Source organism: Marinobacter gudaonensis, from assembly GCF_900115175.1.
GTDB lineage: Bacteria > Pseudomonadota > Gammaproteobacteria > Pseudomonadales > Oleiphilaceae > Marinobacter > Marinobacter gudaonensis.
Window position 1 is genome coordinate 927,156 of sequence record NZ_FOYV01000001.1, and the last position, 12,013, is coordinate 939,168.

Here is a 12,013-nt window from a genome sequence, read left to right on the forward strand (position 1 = left end):
ATGCAGGACCACTCCAACGACCCGGTCTGGAAACAGGCCATTGCCGGCTCACAGATGTTGCTGGTGGCGTTCGGCGCCCTGGTTCTGATGCCGCTGATTACTGGCCTGGATCCCAACGTGGCCCTGTTTACCGCCGGCCTCGGCACCCTGATTTTTCACGTGGTGACCGGCGGCCAGATTCCGATCTTCCTGGCGTCCTCGTTCGCATTCATCGCACCGGTTATTGCTTCAAAGGGCCGCTTTGGCATGGAGGAGACCCTTGGCGGCCTGATGGCAGCGGGTATCCTCTACATCGTGCTGAGCGGACTGGTTCGCCTGCGCGGCACCGGCTTTGTCCGGCGGCTGCTGCCCCCGGTGGTTATCGGACCGGTCATCATGACCATCGGCCTGGGCCTCGCTCCGGTGGCCGTTCATATGGCTTCCGGCCGTACCGGTGACGGCTCGACGCAACTGATCCCCTACGACACCGCCATCTGGATTGCGATGATTTCCCTGGCGGTGACCATCGTTATGTCGGTCTGGGCCAAAGGCATTTTCCGGCTGATCCCGATCATGTTCGGGGTGATCACCGGCTACATCCTGTCTGCGTTCGCCGGCATCGTGGATACCACCCCCATCCGCGAAGCCGCCTGGTTCGCCATGCCCAATTTCGTGGCCCCGGAATTCAGCTGGGGTGCCATCCTGTTCATGGTGCCCGTGGCCATCGCCCCGGCCATAGAACACATTGGTGACGTGCTGGCCATTGGCAACGTAACCCGCAAGAACTACCTGGAAAAGCCAGGCCTGCACCGCACCCTGCTCGGTGACGGCCTGGCCACCAGCGCCGCTTCCATGCTCGGCGGACCACCCAACACCACCTACTCGGAAGTGACTGGCGCCGTTATGCTCACCAAGAACTTCAACCCGAAGGTTATGTGGTGGGCCGCTGGCATTGCCATCGTGCTGGCGTTCGTCGGCAAGTTCGGCGCGGCACTACAGACCATCCCGGTGCCGGTCATGGGCGGCATCCTGTGCCTGCTGTTCGGCTCCATTGCCGTTGTTGGCCTCAACACTCTGATCCGCCACCAGGTGGACCTGGCGCAGTCCCGCAACCTGGTTATCGTGGGTGTCACCCTGGTGTTTGGCATCGGTGGCATGGTACTCGGGCACCTGGAGGGCATTGCCCTGTGCGCGGTGGCCGCCATTATCCTGAACCTGATACTGCCGGGCAGTCGCGAGGCCTGGGGCAAAGCGATGTATGAGCAAAAGGCCGACTGACAGCTCCGGTATCAGCTTCACCGCCCTGTACACCGGTGCCGTCTGGCACCGGTACGGGCTCTCCGACGATGCTCTGGCCACAGAGAAAGGCCGCTGGCTCTACCGCCTGATGACCCCCTTCGAAGCCGCCAGCAAGGCGGCCATCGGCGGCAACATCCGAACCTTCCTGCTGCAACGCCACCTGATCATCGATCATCTGATTGACCGGGCCATCAACGAAATGGGCATCACTCAGGTCCTGGAAATCGCCTGCGGCATGTCCCCGAGGGGCATTCGATTACGCCAGAAACACCCCCTGCTCCACATGGTCGAAGCCGACCTCCCCGACATGGCCGCCCGCAAGGCCCTCAGGCTCATGGCCGCCGGTCGCCTCGGTGACCATCACCAGGTCACGCCCATCGATATTCTGGCCGACTACGGCGAGTACCAACTGGAAAAGGTCATCGACCGGGTATTCGATAACCGCGAGCCGGTGATCATCGTCACCGAGGGCCTGACCAGCTACTTCTCCCTCGAAACCATCACCGATTTCTGGCGCCGCCTGGCCGCGGCCATGGCCACGCGCCCGGGGTCCATCTATCTGTCCGAGAGCTATTACCAGCCCTCCCAGCCACTGCTGAACACCTCCCTCAAAGCCCTCGGCTCGCTCCTCGGCGCCGCAACTCGCAGCCAGGTGTCGTTCCACTTCCATACTGACGCTCAGGCACGGGAGCATTTCCTGTCCTGTGGATTCGCCTCGGCCACCGTGCATGACCCACGGTCCTGGTATGGAATCTTGCCGATTCCCGAAAGCCGCGGCGAGCCGATGGTTCGAGTTATCGAAGCTGGTTGCTGATCTAGCCAGTCGACTCCTGCCCTAGCCTGCAGGTTCGGGTGGAAGAGGTTCGTGGGGCTACCTCCCAAAAACCGCTACGAGCACATCCATGTGCGCTTGGCGTCGGCCATCCTTGGCCGCCGACATTTTTGGGAGGCAGCCCCACAAACCTCGCAAACCTGACGGGAATCCGCCAAAAGCTCCTGAGTTAGATAAGTATTTCTCAGCGATATCGAAGCGGTTTGATAAGCGATTGTGGGTGGCCTTTTCAGGACTGTCTGTGGCCATGGATGGCCACAGTCAAGCGCACATGGATGTGCTCGTAGCGTGTCCTGAAAAGGCCACCCACAACCGCGCGAACTCCCAAACCCTCAGGCTACCAGAAGGAACCCAACTCCAAACTCAGACGTCACGCCGCAAATCCGACGGAATCGGGAAGTCAGGCATGCCGGGCTTGGGCCCACGTCCCTTGCGGAACTGGCGGAGCTGGAACACGTAGGCGAGCACCTGGGCAATAGCCATGTACAGGCCGTCGGGGATCTCCTCGCCGAGATCGGTGTTGTGGTAGACCGCCCGGGTCAACGGCGGCGTTCTGAGGATCTCCACTTTGTTTTCCCGGGCAATTTCCATGATCTTGAAGGCCACTTCATCGGCACCCTTGGCCACCACCACCGGCGCCGCCATGGCCTTCTGGTCGTACTTCAGCGCCACGGCATAGTGAGTCGGGTTGGTGATGACCACGTCGGCCTTGGGCACGTCTTGCATCATCCGGCGCTGGGCCATTTCGCGCTGGAGCTGGCGGATCTTGCCCTTCACTTCCGGCTTGCCTTCGGTGTCCTTGTATTCGTCCTTCACCTCCTGCTTGGTCATGCGCAGTTTCTTCTGGTGATCGTAAATCTGGAACGGCACGTCAATGGCGGCAATGATGATGGTGGCGCAGGACAGAAGGAAGAAGCTCCAGGCTACGGTCCAGAGCACGTGTTCCATGGCCGGCACGACCGGCTCCTCGGCAATGGCCAACAGGTCTTCGGTACGCAGGTTCAGGATAAGGATGGCCAGTGCCAGCACCAGGCCAACTTTCGCGACGGCTTTAACCAGCTCGATCAGGGAGCGCGCGGAGAACATGCGCCCCAGGCCCTTGATCGGGTCCATGCGGTTGAGTTTCGGCGCGATGGCCTTGCCGCTGATCAGCAGGCCGCCGATACCGATAGAGCCGAAGACGGCGGCGATGAGCAGCATCACCAGGATGGGAGCCAGCGCCCAGGCGGCTTCCTTGGCGGACTGGATGAGCTGTACGCTCATGTGGCGCATGTCGAAGATGGCGGAGCGTTCGATCACGAAGCTGTCGCGCATGATGGCCTCCAGCGAGGCCCCAAGGCTGGCACCGAACATCAGCAGGCCGCCGGCACCGGCCAGGAGCACGGCCATGGTGGCCAGTTCCTTGGAGCGGGCGGTCTGGCCTTCCTCCCGGGCTTTCTCAAGTCGTCGGGGGGTGGCCTCTTCCGTTTTTTCCTGACTGTTGTCGTTTTCTTCGGCCATTCCGGTCTTCCGAAATTGTCAGTTTCGGCGGGCGGGGCAAGCTTGCCCCACCCGCCTCTGCATACTCACTGCGTAGAGTCTCCGAGGCGCACATCAGAGAGATTCAAGGCTGCCCCTGCAACCCCCGCATAAATTCAAACGTCTCGCGGGAGTATTGGTCAAAGTGCGGCAGGAAATTGGCGTGCAGCACCCATATGGCAAACAATCCAAAAATCAGGCCAATCGGGAAACCCAGCGCGAAGATGTTCATCTGGGGCGCGGCGCGGGTCATCACGCCGAAGGAGATGTTAACGATCAGTACCGCAGTCACGGCCGGCAGCGCCAGCAGCATGGCGGAGGCGAACATCCAGCTGATGCGGTGGGCCAGTTCCCAGACACCGGCCTGGCCCAGGCCTTCCATGCCGATGGGCAGGGTGCGAAAGCTTTCTATGAACACTTCGAAGGCCACCAGGTGGCCGTTCATGGCCAGGAACAGTAGCGTGATGGTAATGGTGTAGATCTGGGATAACACCGGTACGTTGACGCCGTTGGCCGGGTCGACCATGGAGGCGAAGCCCAGGCCCATCTGCATGGCGATCATCTGGCCGGCGATGACGAACAGTTGCCAGAGGGCCGTCAGCGCGAAGCCCATGCCCACCCCGATCAGGATTTGCTGCAGACTGATGACAACGGCATCGGCGCTCAGGGCATCCACCTGGGGCACCGGAGGGATCATGGGTACGATCAGGACGGTCATCAGCAACGCCAGCCCAAGGCGCACACGAGCCGGAACCAGCTGGGTACCGAAAATGGGGATCACCATCAGAAAGCTGGCCAGGCGAAACAGCGGCCAGAGGTGCTGACCGACCCACTGGCCGATCAGGTCAACGCTGATCTCCGCCGGTATCATCCGCTAGCCGATCAGGTAGGGTATGTTGCCGAACAGCCGGTTGGCGTGATCAAGCAACTGGGTCAGCATCCATGGGCCCCAGACGATGATCACAATGAGCGTGACCAGCAACCTCGGCAGGAAGCTCAGGGTCTGTTCGTTAATCTGGGTTGCTGCCTGGAAGGTGCTGACCACCAGGCCAATGACCAGGCCCGGGCCGATGATGATCGACGCCAGCAGCACGATCATCCATAGGGCCTCTCGGAGGATGTCGATGACGGTTTCCGGGGTCATGACGCGGCTCCTATATTCCGTAACTGGCGGCCAGGGTTCCCATGATCAGGGCCCACCCGTCCACCAGGACAAACAGCATGATCTTGAACGGCAGCGAGATGATGATCGGAGACAGCATCATCATACCCATGGCCATAAGCACACTGGCCACCACCATATCGATGATCAGAAACGGTATGAACAGTATGAACCCGATCTGGAACGCGGTCTTGAGCTCACTGGTCACGAAGGCCGGCATCAGCACCCAGAAAGAGACGTCCTGGGGTGTGTCGTACTGAACGTCGGCAATTCGCATGAACAGGGCCAGATCGTCCTCGCGGGTCTGTTCGAGCATGAACTTGCGGAACGGCTGGCTGGCCAGCTCCACCGCCTCCAGGGAGGTCACTTCCTCCTGCAGGTAGGGCTGAAGCCCCACCCGGTTTGCCTCTTCCAGCACCGGCTTCATGATAAAGATGCTCAGGAACAGCGCCAGGCCCAGCAGAATCTGGTTGGACGGTGTCGACTGCAGGCCGATGGCCTGGCGCAGTATGGCAAACACCACGATGATGCGGGTAAACGACGTCATCATCATGAGCATCGCTGGCAGGAATGTCAGCGCGGTCATCAGCGCCAGGATCTGCAGGGTCACCGAGTATTCCTGCGCGCCCTCGCCTTCGCCGGGTGTCACGGTAAAAGCCGGAATACCGGGAATGCCGGTGGCGCCAGTGGCGTCCTGGGCCATGGCGAAAGCCGGCAACATCAGGCCGGCAATGCCTATCAACGTGGGAAGCAGTCGTTTCAGGGTTTCGGCTCGCATGGCCCTAGTCATTCCTTGTCGGCGAGGTCCAGGACTTACCGATCATGCCCTGCAGCTTTCGGGCAAAATCCCCGGAACCGGCGGCGCTGGCATCGACCACAGGTTCGTCGAACACGTGCAGCGTGCGGATGGCAGAAGGCGTAATGCCAAGCAGTATCTGCTGCCCTCCCACCTCGATCAGCGCAATGCGCTCTCGGGCGCCAATCGCCATCACTGAGACCACCTTGATGGCGTTGTTGTTCATGCCCGTCATGCCATTCATTCGCCGGATGATCCAGGCGCAGCCATAGATCACGGCAACCACCGCCACCAGCCCCAATCCCAGGCTGACGATGGTGCCCAGGGTGTCGGGCGCCCGCACTGGCGCCTGCTTCGCTGCCGTATTGGCGGCCTCCTGCGCCCAGGCAGGCGCAGTGACAAACAGCGCCAGAGCGCCCGGCAAAGAAAATCGCATGTTATTTCTGCAACCGTTTGATGCGTTCGCCCGGGCTGATCACGTCGGTCAGGCGAATGCCGAATTTCTCGTTGACCATGACCACCTCGCCGTGAGCGATCAGGGTGCCGTTTACCAGTACATCCAGGGGCTCACCGGCCAGCCTGTCGAGCTCAATCACTGACCCCTGATTCAGTTGCAGCAGGTTTCGGATGGGAATCTGCGTATTACCCACTTCCATGGAAATGGTCACCGGGATATCGAGAATAACATCAATGTCCGGCGCCTGGCCGCCGCCCTTGGCGAGACTGCTGTCCTGTCCAAACTCTTCCATGGGCGCCGCCTGAACGTCGTCGTCTTCCGACTCGCCGGCCTCGGCCATGGCTGCGGCCCACTCGTCCTCGCGGTCACCGTCGTCGCCGGATTCCTCCATGGCGGCTTCCCACTCGGCGGCCAGCTTCTCGTCTTCGCTGAGCTCCTGCTCGTCTTTCTTGTCGTCGTCAGCCATTACGTCCCACCTTCAGTTGTTTCTTTACCTTGGGCAACGTTGCCCGCTCTTGAACTTTCAGTGCCAGTTTTCCGTCTCGGGTGCCCAGCGTGGCCTTGTAGATGGGAATTCCGTTGGCGGTCACCGTCAACTGCTCCGGAATTTCCACGGGGATGATGTCACCGGCTTTCAGCTTGGCGATATCCCGCAGGGAGATGCGCCGCCTGCAGACCGTGGTGTTGATGGGCACACTTACGTCCTTGATGTCTTCCTGGAGAGCATTCACCCAGCGCTCGTCCACATCGTCGATGTCACTCTGAACGCCGGCGTCGAGAACGTCCCGGATGGGCTCGATCATGGAGTACGGGAGGGCAAAATGTAGTTCGCCCCCGCCACCGTCCAACTCAATGTGGAAGGTGCTGACCACCACAACCTCGCTGGGACTCACGATATTGGCCATGGCAGGATTCACCTCGGAACTGAGGTACTCGAACTCCACCTTCAGCACCGCATGCCAGGCTTCCTTCATATCGTGGAATACCTGATCGAGAACCATCTGCACGATTCGGGTCTCGGTCGGTGTGAATTCCCGTCCCTCGATCTTGGCATGGCGACCCTCGCCCCCGAAGAAGTTGTCCACCAGCTTGAACACCAGCTTGGCGTCGAGCACGAACAGGGAGGTGCCGCGCAACGGACGAACCTTGCACAGATTAAGGCTCGTGGGTACGTACAGGGTGTGGATGTATTCGCCGAATTTCATAATCTGGACACCCCCGGTGGAGACATCCGCGTTTCGGCGCATCAGGTTGAACAGGCTGATCCGGGTGTAACGGGCAAAACGTTCGTTGATCATTTCCAGGGTCGGCATCCGGCCCCGGACGATACGGTCCTGACTGGAGAGGTCGTAGGACTTTACACCGGTATCGTCGGTTTCCTCGTAGGTATCAATGTCGCCGTCGTCCACACCGTGGAGGAGCGCATCGATTTCATCCTGTGATAACAAGTCCTGCATGTTTAGTCCTGCCCCTGAAATGCCTGGCTCGTGCCCTATTGCACAACAAAATTTGTGAACAACACCCGCTTGATGGGAGCCTCGCCTTCCTGTTCCAGCACCTGGTTCACGGTGGCCAGCATACGGTCAGCCAGTGCCTGGCGTCCTTCCGGTGTCTGGAGATTGTTGAAGTCACTGCTGCCAAGCACCATCACCAGTTGGCTCCGGATCAGCGGCATGTGCAGCATGGCCGCTTCGAGTGCCTCGGGACTGCCAGACTCCAGCGCCAGGTGAACCTGGCCGTAACGTTGCCGCCCTTCCGCCTGAATGGTGGTAACCACTGCCTTGTCCAGGACATGGTAATTGCTCGGGGTAAACGCCTCCTCCGTGACCTCTTGCGCTTCGCCGGAGTCATCGCCCATGCCTGGCAATCCACCGCCGAGGAACCACAGGGTTCCCACTACCGACAATACGATGGCCAGAATCACCACCACAACCAGCATGATGATCAGCTTGAGTTTACCCTTCTTGGCAGGCGCCGCCTGAGTTTCGTTGTTTTCAGCCATAGTGTCCGCTTTGCCAGAAATCCGTCGGCGGAAGCGCTTTTCCGCGACTTTTCAGGAGTGGATGCAAAGGGCGGGCCAGAACACCCAGCCTTCCCGTTCAAAACCGCAGTTTAGCGTTGCAGGGAAGGATGGGCAAAGGAGTTTGGAAGAGGCAGGACAAACGATCAGGCGAAGATGTCCACTTCGCCCTTCCAGCTGAGATCCAGGGTATGGGCGTGGCTACCATCGGCGTCCGGATCCCCGTCAACGAGAGCGGTGCCGGTGCCCCCGGCGGCCTGGCCGTCAGCAGTCTCCTGCTGGCCGGACTGCTGCTGGGGCGAATCCGAGACATCAAAGCCGGCCAGGGACAGCCCCTGCTCGCTCAGCATGTCACGCAGGCGGTGGGAGTTCAGTTCCAGCTGGTCACGTACCACCGGATTGGCAGAGTGTACCGTGATGCTGGCCTGCTCGTTCTGAACACGCACCTTGACCTCCATGGGGCCCATATCCGGCGGTGTCAGGTGAATTTCGGCAACCGACATGTTTCTGGCGGTGAGCCAGCTCAGCTTACCCACCAGCTTGTCGCCCCATTCAGCATGGCCAACCGGCACATCGATGGAGGTGGCGTAGCCACGAAGGGGGGCGGCTGTTTCTGGAGTCAGACGGGCCGTGTTGTTGCCGCCGGCCGCCTGCTGGGACACCAGATCCATGGCCGACTGAAAGCGCCCGTTAGCAGGCAGCGAGTTCGCCTCCGGGCTACGTCCCAGCTCGGTCACCAGCGACGCTTTCAGGGATTCGGCCGTAGGCCCGTCCTGTACCACGCCGGCATTCCTCAGGGTTGCCTGGCCGGTGGCGACCCCTCGCAATCCGTGCAGCGGGCCCTGCGACGCAGTCTGAAGCCCGCCCTCCCTCAACTGACCGTTCATGGCGTTCTGAAGCCCGGCTGCCACGGCGGGCGCTTCCAATGCACGGGCACCCTGCGGGTTCACCAGGCTCTGAAGCTCCGCAAAGGTCAGCGGCAACAGCAGTGGATCGACGGCCAATTCACCGTTCCCTGCCGCCAGTGCGTCCGCCGGCAAAGGTTCAGCGGTGTCTTGCGACTCCTGTGGCCCGTTACTGGCCGACACCTCCCCGTACGCCGCTTTCCCGGAGGTTTCGCCGGCCTTTGCCTGATCGGGCGACTCCGGCCGGTATTCACTGGTCTTTTCCTGGGCTTTTGCGTCCTGGGCTTTCGCGGCGTCTTTGCGCTCGGCCTGCTTGCGATCAAGACGCTGCTGTTCAGCCTTGGAGACAGACTCGAAATCGCTTTTCCTGTCGGCCGGATCAGGGCTGGAAACAGACTTTGACGGGCCGGGATCCTTGTGGGTCCCGGGCGCGGGGGTTTGGGGGAGAACCATCTGGGCCATGGCAACCTCTTGCCGCTTTTATCGCATGATCGCCCTTACCTTGCCGGTTTGAAGCCGTGGTAGAGGCAGTTTGTTCCGTTATGCGATAGTCAAAGCAAATGTGATGCCATGGTACCGTCAGCTTACCAGAAGCGCGTGTAGCCTCTGCGTGACCTGCCGGAATTCAGCGTCAATGGCATCCAGCAACGCGGGTGCCTCATCAAGCCTTGATGCCTTTCCAGCCTTCTCCGCCTCCAGACAAAGCTCCCCGAGCCTGGGTGCACCAATGTTGATGCAACTGCCCTTGAAACTGTGGGCGGCTTTGGTAAAAGCGTCGCCATCGTCGGCCTCCAGCGCCTGCCGAAGGCTGTGAATTCGATCCCGTGAATCGGCGAGATAGGTCTGGATCAGAACTTCGAATTCGTCCTCCATCACGTCCTGGAGTTCTGCCAGTGCCTCTTCATCTAGGTGTGGTTTGTCACCCATGACCAACCCTCCTTGTGTGTTCAATACCGTTCCCCCCTATTGGCCGGGGGTCTCGGAAAAATGCCAGTCGTACACAATTTCAACATGATTGCCCCGGCCATGAAACCGGATCGACTCGGCAAGACGCCGGAGCAGGAGTAAACCCCGACCGGCATAGTGCCCTCTGCTCACCTGCAACCCGTCGGATACCAGGCCAGGGTGGTTGTGGAAGTCGAAGCCACGACCACTGTCTTCGCAGGTGATGCGCAGCCGGCCACCCTCATCTTTCAGTGAATGATGCAGGGTAAAGCGTATGTAGTGGCCGTCAATCTCGGCGAGGCGGCGCCGGCGCTCTGCGTAATATTGACCGAACCCGTCCCTGGATTGCTTCCACTCTGACGGCAGCTCCAGCACACCGTGCTCCAGGGCGTTGTTGTAGAGCTCCGCCAGCATGGTATAGATTTCACCACTCTTGCGACGCAGCCCAGGGACCTCCATGCAGATATGCAGCAGCAGCGGTAGCGGACTGAATTCGCCCAGGGTCTGCTCACGCACCTCGTAACTGCACCGCCACTCCGCCGGACCAGCAAGGGCTGAAGGCGTTACCCGGTCCGTCGGGAAGGGCATGCCCGACTCATCGCTCATATCCAGACAGCAGAGCGTGAGATCATCGCCATCACCCGGCGTCCCCTTGAACTCCCGCACCGCCGACATCAGGGCGTCAAACGGGTGCGCCTCACGATTGAGCGAGCTCAGGGTGTCGCGAACCCCTGCCTCACCGAACACCCGATCTTCCGCATTGGCAGCCTCCAGGAACCCGTCTGTCATCATCAGTAGCCGGTCCCCTTGCCGGGCTCCAATCCGTTCAAATTCGGCATTGAACGCCTCGGGGGCAAGGATACCCAACGGCAGGTGGCGGGAGGGCAGCAGCTCGGTCTCTCCGTCTCCCCGGACCAACCAGCCATCCGGCAAACCTCCGTTCCATACCTGGAGCTGGTTGTGCTTGAAATCCGCCTCGATCATAGCGCCGCAGCAGAACATGCCCGTGGGCAGAATACGCGTGAGTTTCTGGTTGATTTCCTTGAGCACGTCCTGGCCATTAAAGCCCTTGCTGGACATGCCATAAAAAATCTCCGCAACCGGCATGGCCCCGATGGCCGCCGGCAGGCCATGGCCCGTGAAATCGCCCATGAATACCAGCATGCCGCCCGAGGGCCTGGGGGAGGCAAACAGCACATCGCCGTTGAAGATTGACTGGGGGGAAGCGTGGTAGCGGATGTTGTCGGCATCCAGACAGCCGGAGTGAGCAACGTTGTCGAACACCCGCTTGGCGACCTCCTGCTCCTCGGTCAACTGACGGTTACGCTCGCGGATCAGGTCTCGTTGGTTGGACAGGGTTCGGTGCATCAACCGCATTCGGTTGAAGGCCTTGATCTTGGCTTCAATGATGATGCGGTTGTAGGGCTTGCCGAGGAAGTCGTCGCCTCCAGCCTCCAGACAGCGTGCGAGAGCGCCGGCTTCGGACAGGGAGGTAAGGAAAATAACGGGCACCAGTTGCTCGCCAGCGAGGGCCTTGATCTGCCGCGCGGCTTCCATACCATCCATCACCGGCATCAGTGCGTCCAGCAAGACCAGATCGGGCGACAACTCCCGGAAGCGGGCGACGGCGTCAGAGCCGTTGGTGACATCCACCACGTCATGCCCGAGGCGCTTGAGCAGCGTCTTGAGAATGAGTCGGTCGCTGTCGGAATCGTCGGCAATCAGGATCCTGAGAGGGCCGTGTTCTGCAACGGAATCATCCATGAGAACTCCGGTTGGGGCCTGGCATTAGCGGATCTGAAACAGCTTCTCGAAATTTGAAATAGAGAGGATTCGCCGGACGTCGCTGTTGCAGTTTTCAATCACGACCCGGGCACTATCACCACCGGCGTAGTCACGAAGCAATAGCAGCATGCCAAGGGCCGAACTGTCGAGATACGTGGTTTCAGAAAGATCCACTACGTAGTGCTGCACCGTCGAGTCACCGTGTTCATAGGCATCTCTGAAGGCCTGGTGAGTGCTGAAATCGAAACGCCCCTCAATGCTGATAACAAGGGTCTGACCGTTATCATCCCGGCGCGTCTGAATCGGCATTCCAAA

At 60.4% G+C, this 12,013-nt stretch carries 14 protein-coding genes; 2 read left to right on the forward strand and 12 right to left on the reverse strand.

The genetic code is table 11. The features are described 5' to 3' along the window. Together BM344_RS04205 and BM344_RS04210 are read left to right on the forward strand one after the other, a co-directional pair. A complete protein-coding gene (locus tag BM344_RS04205) occupies nucleotides 1–1,257 on the forward strand; it encodes a uracil-xanthine permease family protein (RefSeq protein WP_091986363.1) in 1,257 nt (418 codons plus the stop codon). Then, on the forward strand, nucleotides 1,238–2,092 hold the full coding sequence (locus tag BM344_RS04210; RefSeq protein ID WP_091986365.1) for a class I SAM-dependent methyltransferase: 855 nt from the start codon (nucleotides 1,238–1,240) through the stop codon (nucleotides 2,090–2,092). Before BM344_RS04205 ends, BM344_RS04210 begins: the two co-directional genes overlap by 20 nt. A gap of 381 nt (nucleotides 2,093–2,473) precedes the next feature. On the opposite strand, the gene flhB is transcribed toward BM344_RS04210, so the two are convergent. The 12 genes from flhB to BM344_RS04270 all read right to left on the reverse strand — a co-directional run bounded on the left by flhB (nucleotide 2,474) and on the right by BM344_RS04270 (nucleotide 12,007). Then, entirely contained in the window at nucleotides 2,474–3,610 is a 1,137-nt protein-coding gene (gene flhB / locus BM344_RS04215) for a flagellar biosynthesis protein FlhB (RefSeq protein ID WP_091986366.1), read from the reverse strand. Between the two features lie 103 nt (nucleotides 3,611–3,713). Then, nucleotides 3,714–4,499 carry a flagellar biosynthetic protein FliR gene (fliR, locus tag BM344_RS04220; RefSeq protein ID WP_091986369.1) on the reverse strand — a complete coding sequence of 262 codons (786 nt, stop codon included), beginning with the start codon at nucleotides 4,497–4,499 and terminating at the stop codon, nucleotides 3,714–3,716. A 3-nt stretch (nucleotides 4,500–4,502) separates the two neighbouring features. After that, the gene (gene fliQ, locus BM344_RS04225) at nucleotides 4,503–4,772 is read right to left on the reverse strand and encodes a flagellar biosynthesis protein FliQ (RefSeq protein WP_008173075.1); all 270 of its coding nucleotides are present in this window, start codon (nucleotides 4,770–4,772) and stop codon (nucleotides 4,503–4,505) included. A 10-nt stretch (nucleotides 4,773–4,782) separates the two neighbouring features. Next, nucleotides 4,783–5,568, reverse strand: coding sequence for a flagellar type III secretion system pore protein FliP (gene fliP / locus BM344_RS04230; RefSeq protein WP_091986371.1), 786 nt, complete (start codon nucleotides 5,566–5,568; stop codon nucleotides 4,783–4,785). A gap of 4 nt (nucleotides 5,569–5,572) precedes the next feature. Then, on the reverse strand, nucleotides 5,573–6,022 hold the full coding sequence (gene fliO, locus BM344_RS04235; protein WP_091986373.1) for a flagellar biosynthetic protein FliO: 450 nt from the start codon (nucleotides 6,020–6,022) through the stop codon (nucleotides 5,573–5,575). 1 nt (nucleotide 6,023) lies between these two features. Then, a complete protein-coding gene (fliN, locus tag BM344_RS04240; RefSeq protein ID WP_091986376.1) occupies nucleotides 6,024–6,509 on the reverse strand; it encodes a flagellar motor switch protein FliN in 486 nt (161 codons plus the stop codon). Beyond that, nucleotides 6,502–7,500 carry a flagellar motor switch protein FliM gene (gene fliM / locus BM344_RS04245; RefSeq protein WP_091986378.1) on the reverse strand — a complete coding sequence of 333 codons (999 nt, stop codon included), beginning with the start codon at nucleotides 7,498–7,500 and terminating at the stop codon, nucleotides 6,502–6,504. Before fliM ends, fliN begins: the two co-directional genes overlap by 8 nt. Before the next feature lie 35 nt (nucleotides 7,501–7,535). Next, a complete protein-coding gene (locus tag BM344_RS04250) occupies nucleotides 7,536–8,045 on the reverse strand; it encodes a flagellar basal body-associated FliL family protein (RefSeq protein WP_091986380.1) in 510 nt (169 codons plus the stop codon). 164 nt (nucleotides 8,046–8,209) lie between these two features. Next, a complete protein-coding gene (locus BM344_RS04255; RefSeq protein WP_091986383.1) occupies nucleotides 8,210–9,430 on the reverse strand; it encodes a flagellar hook-length control protein FliK in 1,221 nt (406 codons plus the stop codon). 117 nt (nucleotides 9,431–9,547) lie between these two features. Further along, complete coding sequence (locus BM344_RS04260; protein ID WP_091986386.1) at nucleotides 9,548–9,895, reverse strand: Hpt domain-containing protein; 348 nt, start codon at nucleotides 9,893–9,895, stop codon at nucleotides 9,548–9,550. Between the two features lie 36 nt (nucleotides 9,896–9,931). After that, entirely contained in the window at nucleotides 9,932–11,677 is a 1,746-nt protein-coding gene (locus tag BM344_RS04265; protein ID WP_091986388.1) for a PP2C family protein-serine/threonine phosphatase, read from the reverse strand. A gap of 24 nt (nucleotides 11,678–11,701) precedes the next feature. Beyond that, nucleotides 11,702–12,007 carry an STAS domain-containing protein gene (locus BM344_RS04270; protein ID WP_091986391.1) on the reverse strand — a complete coding sequence of 102 codons (306 nt, stop codon included), beginning with the start codon at nucleotides 12,005–12,007 and terminating at the stop codon, nucleotides 11,702–11,704. Between the last annotated feature and the right edge of the window lie 6 nt (nucleotides 12,008–12,013).